The 16,480-nt window shown below is 71.7% G+C and carries 16 protein-coding genes; 15 read left to right on the plus strand and 1 reads right to left on the minus strand.

Features of this window, described 5'->3' with window-relative positions; translation table 11 throughout:
• The first annotated feature begins 166 nt into the window (after positions 1-166).
• The 15 genes from DEJ14_RS06270 to DEJ14_RS06340 all read left to right on the plus strand — a co-directional run bounded on the left by DEJ14_RS06270 (position 167) and on the right by DEJ14_RS06340 (position 14,274).
• Positions 167-544 (plus strand): LysM peptidoglycan-binding domain-containing protein, encoded by a 378-nt coding sequence (locus DEJ14_RS06270; RefSeq protein ID WP_111084603.1) that lies wholly within the window; start codon positions 167-169, stop codon positions 542-544.
• A gap of 75 nt (positions 545-619) precedes the next feature.
• The gene (locus DEJ14_RS06275; RefSeq protein WP_111084604.1) at positions 620-1,726 is read left to right on the plus strand and encodes a histidinol-phosphate transaminase; all 1,107 of its coding nucleotides are present in this window, start codon (positions 620-622) and stop codon (positions 1,724-1,726) included.
• Entirely contained in the window at positions 1,723-2,325 is a 603-nt protein-coding gene (hisB, locus tag DEJ14_RS06280; RefSeq protein ID WP_111084605.1) for an imidazoleglycerol-phosphate dehydratase HisB, read from the plus strand. The genes DEJ14_RS06275 and hisB overlap by 4 nt, the downstream gene beginning before the upstream one ends.
• Positions 2,322-2,957 (plus strand): imidazole glycerol phosphate synthase subunit HisH, encoded by a 636-nt coding sequence (gene hisH, locus DEJ14_RS06285; protein WP_111084606.1) that lies wholly within the window; start codon positions 2,322-2,324, stop codon positions 2,955-2,957. The genes hisB and hisH overlap by 4 nt, the downstream gene beginning before the upstream one ends.
• 111 nt (positions 2,958-3,068) lie before the next feature.
• Positions 3,069-3,815 carry a bifunctional 1-(5-phosphoribosyl)-5-((5-phosphoribosylamino)methylideneamino)imidazole-4-carboxamide isomerase/phosphoribosylanthranilate isomerase PriA gene (gene priA / locus DEJ14_RS06290; RefSeq protein WP_111084607.1) on the plus strand — a complete coding sequence of 249 codons (747 nt, stop codon included), beginning with the start codon at positions 3,069-3,071 and terminating at the stop codon, positions 3,813-3,815.
• 4 nt (positions 3,816-3,819) lie between these two features.
• Positions 3,820-4,647: an SseB family protein gene (locus DEJ14_RS06295; protein WP_111084608.1), complete on the plus strand. Its 828-nt coding sequence runs from the start codon at positions 3,820-3,822 to the stop codon at positions 4,645-4,647.
• Positions 4,648-4,750: 103 nt separating this feature from the next.
• Positions 4,751-5,626 (plus strand): ParA family protein, encoded by an 876-nt coding sequence (locus DEJ14_RS06300; RefSeq protein WP_111084609.1) that lies wholly within the window; start codon positions 4,751-4,753, stop codon positions 5,624-5,626.
• A complete protein-coding gene (locus DEJ14_RS06305) occupies positions 5,610-6,413 on the plus strand; it encodes a segregation and condensation protein A (protein ID WP_111084610.1) in 804 nt (267 codons plus the stop codon). Before DEJ14_RS06300 ends, DEJ14_RS06305 begins: the two co-directional genes overlap by 17 nt.
• Entirely contained in the window at positions 6,403-7,110 is a 708-nt protein-coding gene (gene scpB / locus DEJ14_RS06310) for an SMC-Scp complex subunit ScpB (protein ID WP_258373207.1), read from the plus strand. Before DEJ14_RS06305 ends, scpB begins: the two co-directional genes overlap by 11 nt.
• 1,234 nt (positions 7,111-8,344) lie before the next feature.
• Positions 8,345-9,136, plus strand: a complete 792-nt coding sequence (locus DEJ14_RS06315; RefSeq protein WP_228510267.1) for a pseudouridine synthase — start codon at positions 8,345-8,347, stop codon at positions 9,134-9,136.
• 94 nt (positions 9,137-9,230) lie between these two features.
• Positions 9,231-10,343, plus strand: a complete 1,113-nt coding sequence (locus DEJ14_RS06320; RefSeq protein ID WP_111084612.1) for a prephenate dehydrogenase — start codon at positions 9,231-9,233, stop codon at positions 10,341-10,343.
• Between the two features lie 191 nt (positions 10,344-10,534).
• Positions 10,535-11,230 (plus strand): (d)CMP kinase, encoded by a 696-nt coding sequence (gene cmk, locus DEJ14_RS06325; protein WP_173169681.1) that lies wholly within the window; start codon positions 10,535-10,537, stop codon positions 11,228-11,230.
• Between the two features lie 108 nt (positions 11,231-11,338).
• Complete coding sequence (gene der, locus DEJ14_RS06330; RefSeq protein ID WP_111084613.1) at positions 11,339-12,859, plus strand: ribosome biogenesis GTPase Der; 1,521 nt, start codon at positions 11,339-11,341, stop codon at positions 12,857-12,859.
• A 128-nt stretch (positions 12,860-12,987) separates the two neighbouring features.
• Positions 12,988-13,623 (plus strand): hypothetical protein, encoded by a 636-nt coding sequence (locus DEJ14_RS06335; protein WP_146249701.1) that lies wholly within the window; start codon positions 12,988-12,990, stop codon positions 13,621-13,623.
• A gap of 129 nt (positions 13,624-13,752) precedes the next feature.
• Entirely contained in the window at positions 13,753-14,274 is a 522-nt protein-coding gene (locus tag DEJ14_RS06340; protein ID WP_111084615.1) for a hypothetical protein, read from the plus strand.
• A 12-nt stretch (positions 14,275-14,286) separates the two neighbouring features.
• Here the strand turns inward: DEJ14_RS06340 and DEJ14_RS06345 are convergent, their stop codons facing one another.
• The gene (locus tag DEJ14_RS06345; RefSeq protein WP_111084616.1) at positions 14,287-16,416 is read right to left on the minus strand and encodes a RecQ family ATP-dependent DNA helicase; all 2,130 of its coding nucleotides are present in this window, start codon (positions 16,414-16,416) and stop codon (positions 14,287-14,289) included.
• Between the last annotated feature and the right edge of the window lie 64 nt (positions 16,417-16,480).

Below are 16,480 nucleotides of genomic sequence, written 5' to 3' on the forward strand. Positions count from 1 at the left end.
AGTCGATCGAAACAGTATCCGACCGGTCAACCCCGGACAAACACCTGTTCGAGCGTGTCGCAAGAAAACCCCGCAGAAATCCGCTCCCAGGACTTGTGCGTCGTCAGATTCGAAACTATGTTCGGTACGCGACTTCGGTTCACCCGAACGGGAAGGCAAGAACGACATGAGCACCATCGCCATCGCTGACATCCAGCGCACCGCGGCCCCCGCCGTGCGCGTCCGCCTGCGCCTGACGCGCCGCGGCCGCATCGTCTTCACGACGCTCGCCGCGCTCCCCCTCCTCATCGTCGTCGCCTTCTTCGTCCTGAACGGCGGCCAGGCGTCCGCCGGTGACGCCGCCGCTGGTGGCGCCCGGACGCAGTTCGACACGGTCACGATCCAGCCGGGCGAGACGCTCTGGCAGCTGGCGGAGGACACCGCGCCGAACGCCGACCCGCGCGACTTCGTGCAGGACGTCATCAGCCTCAACGCCCTCGACGGCTCCGGGCTGCAGGCCGGCGAGCAGATCGCCATCCCGACGAAGTACACCTCCGGCCAGTAGCCGCTGCGAGTGGTCGAGGGCAGTCCCGTCCGGACGGCTGGTCGTCCGGTGGCCACAGCGGCCTACGATGGATCGGTGGCATTCACGCTGGAAGACCTCCCGATCCGAGACGACCTGCGCGGTCAGAGCCCCTACGGCGCTCCGCAGAAGCACGTCCGCGTCCAGCTGAACGTCAACGAGAACACGCATCCCGTACCGGACGACGTGGCTGACGACATCGTCGCCTCGATCCGACAGGCGCTCGCGACGGTGAACCGCTACCCGGACCGCGAGTTCACGGAGCTCCGCGAGTCGCTGGCCGGGTACCTCGGCCACGGCCTCACTGCAGAACAGCTGTGGGCGGCGAACGGCTCGAACGAGGTCCTCCAGCAGCTGTTGCAGGCCTTCGGTGGCCCGGGGCGTTCCGTCCTCGGGTTCCCGCCCACCTACTCGATGCACTCGATACTGGCCTCCGGCACCGGCACGACCTGGATCCCGGCGGAGCGCGACGACGAGTTCCGCATCGCACCCGAGACCGTCGTGGCGGCGATCGAGCAGCACCGACCGGACATCGTGTTCCTGTGCGGGCCGAACAACCCCACGGGCACACCGCTGCCGATCGAGACGATCGAGGCCGCGTACGCCGCGACCGACGGCATCGTGATGGTGGACGAGGCCTACGCCGAGTTCATGCCGGCCGACGTGCCGAGCGCCCTCACGCTGCTGCCCGGGCGGGAGCGACTCGTGGTCTCCCGGACCATGAGCAAGGCGTTCGCGTTCGCCGGCGCACGGGTCGGCTACATGGCGGCGCACCCCGCCGTGATCGACGCCGTACGGCTCGTGCGGCTGCCGTACCACCTGTCCGTCCTGACGCAGGCAGCCGCCGTCGCAGCACTGCGCCACGCGCCCGAGATGCTCGCGATGGTCGACGACATCAAGGAACAGCGCGACCGGATGGTGACCGAGCTGCAGGCCATGGGCTACCGGACGTACGAGACCTGGTCGAACTTCGTCCTGTTCGGCGGGGTCGCCGACCCGCACGCCGCGTTCGAGTCACTGCTCGAGCGGGACGTCATCGTGCGCGACCTCGGGATCCCGAACCACCTGCGGGTGAGTGCCGGCACCGAAGAGGAGACCACCGCGTTCCTCGACGCCATGCGGCAGGTCGCCGCCGAGCAGCCGCCGGTTAGGGTTGGGGCATGACCGCCCGTACCGCCTCGATCAGCCGCAGCACGAGCGAATCGAGTGTCGAACTCGAGCTCGACCTCGACGGCACCGGCTCGTCCGACATCTCGACGAGCGTGCCGTTCTTCGACCACATGCTCACCGCGTTCAGCAAGCACTCGCTCATCGACCTGCGCGTGCGCTCGACCGGTGACACCGACATCGACGTGCACCACACGGTGGAGGACACCGGCATCGTGCTCGGGCAGGCGCTCAAGCAGGCCCTCGGCGACCGGTCCGGCATCGGCCGGTACGGCGACGCCCTCGTGCCCCTCGACGAAGCGCTGGCCCAGGCGGTCGTCGACGTCTCCGGGCGTCCGTTCCTCGTGCACTCGGGTGAGCCCGAAGGGTTCGAGTTCCACCGCATCGGCGGTCACTTCACCGGGTCGATGATCCGCCATGTGTTCGAGGCGATCACGTTCAACGCGGGCATCACCGTGCACGTCCGGGTGCTTGGTGGCCGCGACCCGCACCACATCGCCGAAGCCGAGTTCAAGGCGTTCGCGCGTGCGATGCGCAAGGCGGTCGAGCTCGACCCGCGCGTCGACGGCATCCCCTCCACCAAGGGCGCACTGTGACCGCGAAGCCGAACGTCGTCGTCCTCGACTACGGGTCGGGCAACGTCCACTCCGCCGCCAAGGCACTCGAGCGTGCCGGAGCCCAGGTCACGCTGACCTCGGACAAGCAGGCGGCGCTGCGTGCCGACGGCCTGCTCGTGCCCGGGGTCGGGGCGTTCGCCGCGGTCATCGACCAGCTCGAGGGCGTCCAGGGTGGCGAGATCGTCGACCACCGTCTGGCCGGCGGCCGCCCGGTGCTCGGCATCTGCGTGGGCATGCAGGTGCTGTTCTCCCGCGGCATCGAGCGCGGAGCCGACGTCGAGGGGCTCGGACAGTGGCCCGGCACCGTCGAGCAGCTCCAGGCCGAGGTCCTGCCGCACATGGGCTGGAACACCGTCCAGGCACCGGAGAACTCCGTGCTGTTCGACGGGCTGCACGACGAGCGGTTCTACTTCGTGCACTCGTACGGCGTGACCGACTTCCCGCTCGACGCCTACGGGCCGTTCCGTGCTCCCGGCCTGACGTGGGCCGAACACGGGCAGCGGTTCATCGCCGCGGTCGAGAACGGGCCGCTCACCGCGACCCAGTTCCACCCCGAGAAGTCCGGCGAGCCGGGCATCCGCCTGCTGACCAACTGGGTGCGCTCGCTCTGAACCCGGCCCGCGACGGGCGCGACGGCGCCGCCGGACGCGCCACGGGCCTCCAGGCCGAACCCCGCACCTTCTCCACCGCACCTTCTCCACCGTGACGAAACCGACAGGACCATGACCGACCTCACCGACACCTCGCCCCTCGTCCTGCTGCCTGCCGTCGACGTCGTCGACGGCCAGGCCGTCCGGTTGACCCAGGGCGAGGCGGGGAGCGAGACCGGCTACGGCGACCCCGTCGCCGCCGCGCGCACCTGGCGTGACCAGGGCGCGGAGTGGATCCACCTGGTGGACCTCGACGCGGCGTTCGGTCGGGGCGACAACCGCAAGGTCATCGCGCACGCGATCCGCGAGGTCGACGGCGTCTCCGTCGAGCTGTCTGGTGGCATCCGCGACGACGCCTCGCTCGAAGCCGCGCTCGCCACGGGGGCCGCACGGGTCAACCTCGGCACGGCGGCGCTCGAGAACCCGGACTGGGCCGCTCGGGTGATCGGCGAGTACGGCGAGCAGATCGCCGTCGGGCTCGACGTGCGTGGCACGACCCTCGCCAGCCGTGGCTGGACCGAGGACGCCGGCGACCTGTGGGAGGTCCTCGACCGGCTCGAGGCCGCGGGGTGCGCCCGGTACGTCGTCACCGACGTCACGAAGGACGGCACGCTGCAGGGCCCGAACGTCGAGCTGCTGCGCCAGGTGTGCGACCGGACCGACCAGCCCGTCGTGGCTTCTGGCGGGATCTCGACGCTCGACGACCTGCGGGCGCTGCGCGAGCTCGTGCCGTTCGGGCTCGAGGGCGCGATCATCGGCAAGGCGCTGTACTCCGGGGCGTTCACGCTGCCGGCCGCACTCGACATCGCCTCGGAGTAGCGGCGTGGCGGGGATCTCGAACGGGCGCGGAACCGGTCCGGACGCGGCAACCGGTCCCGACGACGCGCACACCCCGGGTGGCGCGGCGGATTCGGCCGGCTTCGCGTGGGAAGGCCGCACGTTCGACCACCACGACACCGCCTTCGCCGAGGACGACGGGCTGGCCGACCCTGCGCTGACCGCGGCGATCGCGGGCGTGGCCGCCGGTGCATCGCAGGCGGCGGTCGTCGCGGCACTGCGCACCGCCCGCCTGCTCATCCCGCTCATCGCCGAGGCCGGCGACCTCGGTGAGACCGACGCCGGCAAGCTCGTGGACAAGACCCAGGAGCTCTCGATCGTGACGGTCGCCGGGCCCGACGGGCGGAGCGTGATGCCCGCGTTCACCTCGGTCGACGCGATGCACGCCTGGGACGCCGCTGCCCGGCCCGTGCCCGTGGAGTCACGCCGGGTGGCGATGGCCGCGGCGAGCGAGGAGACGCAGCTCGTCGTGCTCGACCCGAAGTCGGCGACCGAGTTCGTGCTGCGCCGTCCCGCGGTGTGGGCGCTCGGCCAGGACCTGCCGTGGACCCCGTGCTTCGAGGACCCCGAGGTCGCCCAGGCGTTCGCCGACTCGGTCGTTGGGGAGCGCAGCGTCGCCCGCGTCGAACTGACCCCCGGTGACCCGGTCGGACGCTTCGCCGGCCCGGAGCTGACCGTCGGACTGGCGTTGCACCCGGGGCTCGACCGTGAGCAGGTCGGCGAGCTCGTCGGACGCCTGCAGCAGCGGTGGTCGACGGACGCCGTCATCGCCGAACGCGTCGACAGCATGCGCGTGGCCCTGCGGGCAGCCTGAGCCGCGCGCGGCGGCCGGGTCCGCCCTGCCACGAGCAACGCAGACCCGGCCGCGCACGGCGGTGCGGCCCCGGGCTGGCCGACGTCGCCGGTACGATGGCCGGGTGAGCACGAACCCGACGACCAACCCCACCGGCGCGACCTCCATCGGTCCGACGGGTCGTCCTGTCCGGGAGTTCCCCGTGCCCGAGGAACTCGACAGCACCGGCCCCGCGCGCATCATCGCCCTCTGCAACCAGAAGGGCGGCGTCGGCAAGACCACCACGGCGATCAACCTCGGTGCGGCGCTGGCGGAGTACGGCCGCAAGGTGCTGGCCGTCGACTTCGACCCGCAGGGTGCGCTCTCCGCGGGCCTCGGTGTCCGCACCCACGACATCCACACCGTCTACGACCTGCTCATGGGTGCCGTGAAGGACCCGATCCAGGTCATCCAGCCGACGAACACCCCGGGGCTCGACGTGATCCCCGCGAACATCGACCTGTCCGCGGCCGAGGTGCACCTGGTCAACGAGGTCGCCCGTGAGCAGATCCTGGCGAGCGTGCTCCGCAAGGTCGCGAACGACTACGACGTGATCCTGGTCGACTGCCAGCCGTCGCTCGGGCTGCTCACCGTCAACGCCCTGACCGCGGCGCACGGCGTGCTGATCCCGCTCGAGTGCGAGTTCTTCGCCCTGCGCGGTGTCGCCCTGCTCATCGAGACGATCGACAAGGTGCGTGACCGCCTCAACCCGGCGCTGACGCTCGACGGCATCCTGCCGACCATGTACGACTCGCGCACCCTGCACTCGCGCGAGGTCATGGAGCGCGTCGTCGACACCTTCGACGACCGGGTCCTCGACACCGTCATCGGGCGCACCGTGAAGTTCCCGGACGCCACCGTCTCCGCTCGGCCGATCACCCAGACGGCGCCGGACCACGCCGCCGCCCACGCCTACCGGCAGCTCGCACGAGAGCTCGTCCAGCGTGGCGCCGTCGCCTGAGTCGGGGTTCCGGGTCCGACTCACCAACTTCGACGGCCCGTTCGACCTCCTGCTGTCGCTCATCACGAAGCACGAGCTCGACATCACCGAGGTCTCGCTCGGCGCGGTCACGGGGGAGTTCATCCAGTACGTGCGTCAGGCCGAGTCGGCGGACGAGCTCGACGAGGCGAGCGAGTTCCTCGTCGTCGCCGCGACACTGCTCGACCTGAAGATCGTCGGGCTGCTGCCGCAGGGCGAGCTCGTCGACGCCGAGGACGTCGCCCTGCTCGAGGCCCGCGACCTGCTGTTCGCGCGGCTGCTGCAGTACCGGGCGTTCAAGCAGGCCGCCGACTGGTTCGGCGAACGCTGGGGTGTGGAGTCGCGTCGGCACGTCCGGAGCGTCCGGCTCGAGGAACGGTTCCGCGCCCGCACGCCCGAGCTCGTGTGGACGCTCTCGGTGCAGGACTTCGCCGCTCTGGCTGCGCTGGCGTTCGCCCCGCGGGAGATCCCGACGGTCGGACTCGACCACCTGCACGCGCCGCTCATCAGCATCCGCGAACAGGCCGCGATCGTCGTCTCGATCCTGCGGACACGCGACGGCGAGGGCGTCTCGTTCCGCGAACTGGTCGCGGGCGTCGACCAGACGGGTATCGTGGTGGCTCGCTTCCTCGCGATCCTGGAGCTGTACCGGAACGCATCGATCTCGTTCGAACAACTCGAGCCGCTCGGGGAACTCACGCTCCGATGGACCGCCGAGGACTGGTCCGACGAGAGCCTCGCCAACCTGGGAGCCGACTATGACGGATGACGTGCACGACACGTCCAGCGCCGAACCCGGCGGCGCCGACGAGATGGCCGACGCCCGCGCGATCGAGCACGAGATCCACGCGCGTGCCGACCACGACCACGACCACGCCCCGCAGGCGCACCCGGCGATCCCGATCGACCGCCAGCTCGAGGCGATCCTGATGATCGCGGACGAGCCCCAGTCGCTCGTCGCACTCGGCGCCGCCGTGAACGCCCCCGTCCCCGCCGTCCGGCAGGCCGTCGAGCGCCTCGTCGCGGACTTCGACGGCGTCGACGGCACCACCCGCCGCGGGTTCGAACTCCGCGAGGTCGGCGGCGGCTGGCGCTTCTACGTCCGCCAGGACCTGGACGCCGTCGTCGAGCAGTTCGTCGAGGCCGAGCGTCCCTCGCGCCTGTCGCAGGCCGCACTCGAGACCCTCGCGGTCGTCGCCTACAAGCAACCGATCACGCGATCCCAGATCGCGTCGATCCGCGCCGTCAACGTCGACGGCGTCGTCCGAACGCTGGTCGCGCGCGGTCTCATCGAGGAGTCGTTCACCGACTCCGAGACCGGCGCCATCAACTACGTCACGTCCGATCTGCTCCTGCAGCAGCTCGGCATCAACTCGCTCGACGAGCTGCCGCTCATCTCGCCCCTCCTGGACGACGGTGCGGACGGCTTCGGGCAGAACGAAGGGATCCCCGATGGCCGGGTTTGACGACCGGGGGCGCGGCGCGCCCCGAGACCGAGACGACCGCAACGGACGCTCAGGAGGCCCGGATCGCCCCGGGCGTTCGGCTCCCGGCCGCGGCGGGGCCGGCTCCAGTGCCGGTGGCCGCTCCGGCGGGTACGGTCGCGACGACCGCGGGGGCGCACGTCCGCCGCGTGACGACGACCGTCGTGGCGGCTACCCGCCGCGCGACGACCGCGGGGGCGACCGTGGTGGCTACCGGGGCAACTCGGCTCCGCGTGATGACCGTGGTGGCTACCGGGGTCGCGACGACCGCAGCTCGGCGCCGCGTGATGACCGTGGGGGGTACCGGGGTCGTGACGACCGCAGCTCGGCGCCGCGTGACGACCGTGGCGGGTACCGGGGCAACTCGGCTCCGCGCGATGACCGTGGTGGCTACCGCGGGCGCGATGACCGCGCCGGCGGCGACCGGGGTGGATACCGCGGCAACTCGGCTCCGCGCGATGACCGCGGCGGCTACCGCGGGCGCGACGACCGCAGCTCGGCTCCGCGCGATGACCGTGGTGGCTACCGCGGGAACTCTGCGCCGCGTGACGATCGCGGCGGCTACCGCGGCAACTCGGCTCCGCGTGACGACCGTGGGGGGTACCGGGGTCGCGATGACCGCAGCTCGGCCCCGCGTGATGACCGTGGCGGGTACCGCGGGAACTCTGCGCCGCGTGATGACCGTGGCGGGTACCGGGGTCGCGACGACCGCAGCTCCGCGCCTCGCGATGACCGTGGTGGGTACCGCGGCCGCGACGACCGCAGCCCGGCTCCGCGCGATGACCGTGGTGGCTACCGCGGGAACTCGGCCCCGCGTGACGACCGTGGTGGGTACCGGGGTCGCGATGACCGCAGCTCTGCTCCGCGTGACGACCGTGGTGGGTACCGGGGTCGCGATGACCGCGGTTCGGCACCCCGCGACAACCGTGACGACCGCCGCGACGACCGCCGCGGCCCCGACGGCCAGCAGAGCCGCGTGTGGCACAACGGCCGCCGGTACGTCGGCGGCACCACGAGCGTCCGCAACAGCGACCGCCCCGGCAAGAGCAGCAACGCCGCCAACGGCCGCACCACGCCGAAGCCGAGCGGTGAGCGCGACAGCCACGGCGCCCCGGTGGAGGGCACGCCCGAACGCCCGATCATCGAGGACTGGGACGCGGCGGACGGGACGACGTCTGCCGGGGCCGAGCCGGGCCTCCAGGCAGAGGGGGAGCGCCTGCAGAAGGTGATCGCCGCTGCGGGCGTGGCATCTCGCCGCGTCGCGGAGAACCTGATCGTCGAGGGCCGCGTGACGGTCAACGGCCAGGTGGTGGACGCCCTCGGGCGTCGTGTCGACCCCGCGACGGACGCGATCTCGGTCGACGGTGTGCCGGTGCAGATCGACTCCTCGCGGCGGTACATCGTGCTGAACAAGCCGACCGGTGTCGTCTCGAGCCTGCAGGACGAGCGCGGTCGCCGCGACCTGACCGAGTTCGTGGACCGCTACGAAGAGCGCCTGTTCAACGTCGGCCGCCTGGACACCGAAACCTCGGGGCTGCTCGTGCTGACGAACGACGGCGACCTGGCGCACGTGCTGGCGCACCCGTCGTTCGGCGTGCAGAAGACCTACATCGCGAAGGTGCACGGCAACGTGAACCCCGCCGTGGTGCAGCGTCTGACCGAGGGCGTCGAGCTCGAGGACGGTCCGATCAAGGCCGACAAGGTGCGGTTGCTCGAGTCCTCGCGGGGTGAATCGCTCGTCGAGATCACGCTGCACTCCGGCCGCAACCGGATCGTCCGTCGCATGCTCGAGGCCGTCGACCACCCGGTCCTCGAACTCGTCCGGCGCTCGTTCGGGCCGCTGCACCTCGGCAGCCTGCCGCCGGGCAAGATGCGTGAGCTGGGCACGGTCGAGGTCGGGAAGCTGCTCGGCACCGTCCGTGACGCGAAGCCCTCCGCTCGTGACGACCGCGACGTCGCCCTCGACCAAGGCGAGGACGACGAATGGGACGACGAGACCGCGGACTGACCGCCGCAGGCCCTCGGGCCCTGACCGACACACGGGCCGTGACCGACACCCGGGCGTCGACCGACGCCCGGGTGTCGGTCGGTAGGCTTGCCCGGTGACCGACCTGACCCCACCCGACATCGACCGCCGCGTGCGCGGCCCGGTGCGGGTCGTCGGCACCGGGCTGCTCGGCACCTCGATCGGTCTGGCGCTGCGCGAGAAGGGGGTCGACGTCGTCCTCGACGACGTCTCACCCGGTGCGCTGGCGCTCGCCGTCGACTACGGGGCCGGCCGCCGGCCCGATCCCGGCGACCAGCCGGAACTCGTGGTGGTGGCGGTCCCGCCGGACGTCGTGGCGACGGTCGTCGCCCGCGAACTGTCGGCGTACCCGGACGCCATCGTGACCGACGTCGCGAGCGTCAAGGCCGGACCGTTGGCCGAGCTCGTGGCCGCCGGTGCTGACGTCAGCCGCTACGTCGGGTCGCACCCGATGGCCGGACGTGAACGCAGCGGACCAAGTGCCGCCCGCGCCGACCTGTTCGTCGGCAGCCCGTGGGTGATCGCCGGGCACGACGCCATCAGCTACCAGCGCGCCGCGGTGGTCGAGGACCTGGCGCTCGACGTCGGCGCGACCGTCGTGCCGATGGACCCGGCGTCGCACGACCTGGCCGTGGCCTACGTCTCGCACGTGCCGCAGCTCGTGTCGACGTTGATGGCCTCGCGGCTGCGTGACGCCCCGGACGGCTCCCTCGGGCTGGCGGGCGGTGGCGTCCGCGACGTCACCCGTGTCGCCGCGAGCGACCCCGGCCTGTGGGTGCAGATCATCGGCGCGAACGCGGCCAACGTCCGGCGGGTCCTGGCCGACCTGCGCGACGAGCTGAGCGGAGTGATCGGGGCGCTCGACGACCCCGCCGCCGCCGGGGCACCGAGGACCCTGGCCGAGACGATCGCCGCCGGCAACCGTGGGGTCGAACGGCTGCCCGGCAAGCACGGCACCACCAAGCGCTTCGCCCAGGTGGTCGTCCTCGTCGACGACACCCCCGGGCAGATCGCCGCGCTCCTGACGTTCATCGGGGAGATCGGCATCAACCTCGAGGACATGCGCCTCGAGCACTCACCGGGCGCGCAGATCGGCATCGTCGAGGTGTCGGTCCTGCCCGAGCAGGAACAGCGACTCGTCGAGGAACTCGAGGGTCGCGGATGGAGGATCGCAGCAGCATGGGCCTGAACGACACGAACGCAGCGACGAACGACTCCGGTGTGACCGGCGGACCCGACGGGCCCGACACCGGTCTGCCGACGCCGGGCCAGGGTGGTGCCGGCGGCCCGCTCAGCGGCAGCGGCGACGGCGGCGCACTCGGCGGACCGGCCGGTGGCCTCGGCGAACCCGGCGGCGAGCCCGGTTCGACCAGCGCTCCGGTGCCGGCCGGTCTCACCGACGGTGCCTACGTCGCGAAGATCGTCATCGCGGTCGACGGCCCCGCGGGCAGCGGCAAGTCGAGCGTCTCCCGCGCGGCCGCCCGTGCCCTCGGCTACGGCTACCAGGACACCGGCGCCGCCTACCGCGCCCTCGCCTGGCACGCCCTGCAGCAGCGGGTCGACCTCGACGACGCGGCGGCGATCCTGGCGAGCTGGGACACCTTCGACTACGCCATCGGCACCGACCCCGACGACTACTACGTGCGCGTGGGGGAGACCGACGTCACCGACGCGATCCGCACCCCGGACGTGACGGGCGCGGTGGCCCACATCGCGAAGCTCCCCGACGTCCGACACCGCCTCGTGCAGCTGTTCCGGAACGTCATGCGGAAGACCGACGCACCGGGCATCATCACCGAGGGTCGGGACATCACCACGGTGGTCGCACCCGACGCCGAGGTCCGGATCCTGCTGACGGCCGACGAGTCCGTTAGAATGGCCCGGCGCTCGGCGGAGGTCACGACCCAGTCGGCCGCAGAGACCTCCGCCGCACTCGCTCGTCGAGACGCGGCGGACGCGAAGGTCGTCGACTTCATGAACGCCGCAGACGGCGTCACGACGCTCGACTCCACCGACCTCGACTTCGACCAGACCGTGCAGGCGGTCGTCGACCTGGCCCGCGCGGCCACGCACTGACGCACGACCGGACGGCCTCGGCCGCCTGGTCACACCACGGCCGGATCTCCGGCCCGGCCGGGAACGGCCACCGACACCGCGGCTCCGGCCGCTCGCGAGGAACCCACCATGGCTCAGTTGGACAACCCGGACAACGACGACTTCCCCCAGTACGACGACGCCCTCGGCGAGCGGCTCGCCGGACTCGACGAGGCCGAGGCCGAGCAGCGCGCGACCGCGCTCCGCGCCGGACTCGAGGAGTACGACCTCGAGGACGAGGACCTCGCCCTGCTCGAGGCCGGTCAGGTCGGCGAGGACGGCGTCCACTACCTGCCCGCCTACCCGGTGCTCGCGATCGTCGGCCGCCCGAACGTCGGCAAGTCCGCGCTCGTCAACCGCATCCTCGGTCGTCGCGAGGCCGTCGTGCAGGACGTCCCCGGCGTCACGCGCGACCGCGTCAGCTACAAGGCCGACTGGAACGACAAGCGCTTCACGCTCGTCGACACCGGCGGCTGGGAGCCCGGCGCCGAGGGCATCAACGCCTCGGTCGCCGCGCAGGCCGAGGTCGCGATCGACCTCGCCGACGCCGTGCTGTTCGTCGTCGACGTCACAGTCGGCATCACCGCCACCGACGAGCACGTCGTCAAGATGCTCCGCGGCACCGACCGCCCCGTCATCGTCGTCGCGAACAAGGCCGACGACGAGCGCCGCGAACTCGACGCCTACGAGCTCTGGAACCTGGGGCTCGGCGAGCCGCACCCCGTGTCGGCCCTGCACGGCCGTGGCGTCGCGGACCTGCTCGACCTGATCATCAAGACGCTGCCCGACACCTCGGCCGTCGCCAAGCAGGAGGTCGGTGGCCCCCGCCGCGTCGCGATCCTCGGCCGCCCGAACGTCGGCAAGAGCTCGCTGCTCAACAAGGCCGCCGGTGAAGAGCGCGTCGTCGTGAACGACATCGCCGGCACCACCCGCGACCCGGTGGACGAGCAGATCGAGCTCGGCGGCAAGGTGTGGCGGTTCGTCGACACCGCCGGCATCCGGAAGCGCGTCCACATGCAGCAGGGCGCCGACTTCTACGCCTCGCTCCGCACCACCGCCGCGCTCGAGAAGGCCGAGGTCGCCGTCGTCGTCCTCGACGTCACCGAGCCCGTCTCCGTGCAGGACCTGCGGATCATCGACCTGGTGCTCGAGTCGGGCCGTGCGCTCGTCCTCGCCTACAACAAGTGGGACCTGCTCGACGACGAACGCCGCCGCTACCTCGAGCGCGAGATCGAGCAGGACCTGGCGCACGTCGCCTGGGCCCCGCGCGTGAACATCTCCGCCCGCACCGGCCGCCACCTCGAGAAGCTCGTGCCGGCGCTCGAGACCGCCCTCGCGTCGTGGGACACCCGCATCCCGACGGGCAAGGTCAACGCCTTCATCGCCGAGCTCGTCCAGGAACACCCCCACCCCGTGCGCGGCGGCAAGCAGCCCCGCATCCTGTTCGGGACCCAGGCGTCGAGCCAGCCGCCGACGTTCGTGCTCTTCACGTCGGCGTTCCTCGACCCGCAGTACCGACGGTTCATCACCCGTCGACTCCGCGAGGTCTGGGGCTTCTCCGGCACCCCGATCAACGTCAACATGCGCGTGCGCGAGCGCCGGAAGCGCTGAGTCGCAGCTCCATCACGCACAACGCGTCCCGTCTGCACGGGGCGCGTTGTGCGTTCGTCGCACTGTCCGGCGCGTTCGGCCGGGAGGCCCGGAGCGCGTCCGCAGCGTCGGCGCGGCATCATGGGAGCGTGCGCATCGGGCGGTGGGGAACGGATCGACGTCGGCTCACCCTGGTGGGTGCCCTCGTCGCCGTGGTCGTCGTCGGCTCGGTGTCACTCTGGACGGTCTCGCACGCACCAGCCGAGGACGACGCAGTCACCCGCTCCGATCGAGCCGTCCCCGAACCCGCGCAGTCGCCCGCGGAGGGGCTGCGACCGTCCAACGGCCTCGGCGAACCCTTGCCCGAGGAGTCCCCGGCCGTGCAACCCGTCGATTCGTCGCCGATCGAGCCGTGGTGGCGCCGTGTCCCGCCGGTCTCCGGGGACATCGTCGGCATCGACGGCGCCGCTGCCTCGGGCCACGTCCACATCGCGGGGAACACGGGTGACTCCACCCTCGCGGTCGAGATCGCGCACCTGAAGACGGGAACGACGGGTCCGGTCGACGTCGTGTTGTCCGGTGGGACGGTCACCGGAGGCAAGGACCCGGAGTGGACGCCGGCGGGGGAGTCCTTCGACGTGTTCCAGGCCGCGGGTCTCGAAGAGGGGCTGACCGTCGTGCTCGGCGAGCCGTGGACGCTGCCCGACGAGGTCCGCTCTCTCGTCCTGCTCGATGCGGCGACCGGCACCGTGCTGGGCGGCGCGGCGCTCGTGCCGAGCGACTGAGCGTTCGGGGTCAGCGTTCCTGCGCCGACCCGGAACGACGTCGTCGACGTCGTGCGACCTCGAGGACGTCGTTCGGGGTCGGCGACGGCGCGGTACTCCGACGGTCGCTCGATGCGGCACGATGTACTGGTGACGCAGCGCAACGACGGACTCGGTGGCCTCGCCGACCGTCTGTGGTGCCGGCTGCGGCTCGACCGGTTGGCCGGAGGCCGTCAGGGCGGGTACGTCATCCGCCAGGACATGCTCGAGCACCCCGACACCGTGCGCTCCTTCCGGTGGATCCGGTGGCTGCTCGTCGCGGAGACGATCGTCGGACTCGCCGCCATCGTCGTGGCCGTGCTGCTGACGCGCGCGGGGGAGACCGTGCCGTGGGCGGTGTGGTTCCGGGCGACGGTCGTGCTGCTCATCACCCTGACGCTCTACGTGTTCGCGTGGCGGGCGCAGCTCGGGTACTACTGGGCGTACCAGCGGGTGCGGTTGTTCAGCCGGATCTTCCCGATCGTGACGCTCATCGTGGCGGCGATCCCCGGGCTGTACCCGTTCTGGATGGTGATCGAGCAGATCGTGTTCTCACTGCTCATGATCGGCATCGGCGACGTGCTCACCACCGACCACATGCGCGCCACGTTCCCCAAGCCCGCCCACCGCTAGCGCCCGCGGCGGCTACGCGACCGTGGCCAGCGCGAAGGGCAGCACGGCGGCGGCCCCGGCACGCCGGAGTTCGCGGCCCGCGACGGTCACCGTCCACCGGCTGTCGACCAGGTCGTCGACGAGCAGCACCGGACCCTCGTGGGACTGCAACGCCGCAGCGAGCTCGGGTCCGACCTGGAACGTGTCCCACACGCCCGACAACCGGTACGCGCTGTTCGTCGCACCGTCGCCGCGGGGTGTGCCGCCGTTCCGGTCGAGCGTGCCGAGGAACTGCAGCCGTCCGATCGTCGACAGCGCCTGGGCCAGCGACCCCACGAGCTGCGGCCGTGACCGCGAGGACATCGCCACGACCCCGGTCGGCCGGGTCTCCCACGGCCAGTCCTTGAGCGCCCGGACACAGCCGTCGACGAGCTCGCGGGAGATCGAGGCGTCGGGTGTGGACGGCGAGAACAGTGCACGCAGCGGTCCGCCCCAGCCGAGGTCGGTCAGCCGCGCCACCGCGCGGCCGGGCTGCACGAGCTCGTCGGCGCCGATCTTGCCCCGCACCGAGACCCCGAGCGACGACATCCCCGAGGGCCACTGGGCACGCGGGGCGATCTCGACGCCGACCTTGTCGAGCGCAGCAGCCGCACCGGACGAGTCCGAGTCGGAGACCGAGGTCGGGAACCACGCCCCGGCACAGTTGTCGCAGCGGCCGCAGGGCTCCGCGGAGGGGTCGTCGAGGTCCTGCTGCAGCAGCTGCATGCGGCAGGCCGAGGTGGACTCGTAGTCGAGCATCGACGCTGCCTCGGCAGCGCGTGCCGCAGCGACCCGCTCGTACCGCGGGGCGTCGTACTGCCACGGCTGCCCGGTGGAGACCCAGCCGCCGGTGACGCGCCGGACCGCCCCGTCGACGTCGAGCACCTTGAGCAGCAGCTCGAGTGTGGAACGCTTGATGTCGACCAGGCCCTCGAGGGCGACCGTCGACATCGCGGTGTCGGTGGACAGGGCGCCGAGCACGGCCGACGCGCGGGCCTCGGTCGGCATCGACGCGCTGGCGAAGTACTGCCAGATCTCGCGGTCCTCACGCCCGGGCAGCAGCAGCACGTCGGCGTTGTCGGTGGCACGACCCGCACGACCGATCTGCTGGTAGTAGGCGACGGGCGACGACGGAGCACCGACGTGCACGACGAACCCGAGGTCCGGCTTGTCGAACCCCATGCCGAGCGCACTCGTGGCGACCAGGGCCTTCAGTTCGTTGCCCTTGAGCTGCTGCTCGAGCTGCTCCCGCTCGTCGGTGTCGGTGCGCCCCGTGTAGGCCCGGACGGCGTACCCGTTGTCGCGGAGCAGGCGGGCGATGTCCTCGGCAGCCGAGACCGTGAGCGTGTAGATGATGCCGCTGCCGGGCAGGTCGCCGAGGTGCGCGAGCAGCCAGCCGAGCCGCTGCCGTGCGTCGGGCAGCGTCAGCACCCCGAGCCGCAGGGACGCCCGGGCGAGCGACCCGCGGATCGTGAACACCGGGTCGGCCGGGCCGGCGGTGAGCTGCTCGGCGACGTCCTCGACCACGCGCTCGTTCGCCGTCGCGGTGGTCGCCAGGACGGGGACCCCGTGGGGGAGGGACCGGATGAGTTCGGCCAACCGCCGGTAGTCCGGTCGGAAGTCGTGGCCCCAGTCCGAGATGCAGTGCGCCTCGTCGACCACGAGCATGCCCATCCGGGCGATCAGGGTCGGCATCTGCTCGTCGCGGAACTTCGGGTTGTTCAAGCGCTCGGGGGAGACGAGGAGCACGTCGACCTCGTCACGGGCGAGCGCCGCCTGAGTCTCGCCCCACTCGTGTGCGTTCGCCGAGTTGATCGACACCGCACGGACCCCCGCGCGGGCAGCCGCAGCCACCTGGTCGCGCATCAGGGCGAGCAGCGGCGAGACCAGGACGGTCGGGCCGCCACCACGGCGACGGAGCAGCAGGGTCGCGAGGAAGTACACGGCGGACTTGCCCCACCCGGTGCGCTGCACGACCAGGGCGCGCTGCCGGTGCTCGACCAGGGCGGAGATCGCCTCGAGCTGGCCGGGATGGAAGACCGCGTCGGGGCGCCCCGTGAGCGCAGCGAGCGCCTGCTGTGCCTCGGCGGCGATGTCTGCAGAAGGCGGGGCGGTGGTTTCCATACCCCCATGCTGTCAGGAGCATCCGACGAAACGGAGGCACCGCCTCCCGTCTGTGGACAACGCT

This window comes from Curtobacterium sp. MCJR17_020, from assembly GCF_003234365.2.
Taxonomy (GTDB): domain Bacteria; phylum Actinomycetota; class Actinomycetes; order Actinomycetales; family Microbacteriaceae; genus Curtobacterium.

Excerpts from the sequence above, each read along its gene's own strand:
- DEJ14_RS06345 (WP_111084616.1), bottom strand. The coding sequence starts at position 16,416 with ATGGAAACCACCGCCCCGCCTTCTGCAGACATCGCCGCCGAGGCACAG.
- scpB (WP_258373207.1), top strand. The coding sequence starts at position 6,403 with ATGACGGATGACGTGCACGACACGTCCAGCGCCGAACCCGGCGGCGCC.
- hisB (WP_111084605.1), top strand. The coding sequence starts at position 1,723 with ATGACCGCCCGTACCGCCTCGATCAGCCGCAGCACGAGCGAATCGAGT.
- priA (WP_111084607.1), top strand. The coding sequence starts at position 3,069 with ATGACCGACCTCACCGACACCTCGCCCCTCGTCCTGCTGCCTGCCGTC.
- DEJ14_RS06270 (WP_111084603.1), top strand. The coding sequence starts at position 167 with ATGAGCACCATCGCCATCGCTGACATCCAGCGCACCGCGGCCCCCGCC.
- der (WP_111084613.1), top strand. The coding sequence starts at position 11,339 with ATGGCTCAGTTGGACAACCCGGACAACGACGACTTCCCCCAGTACGAC.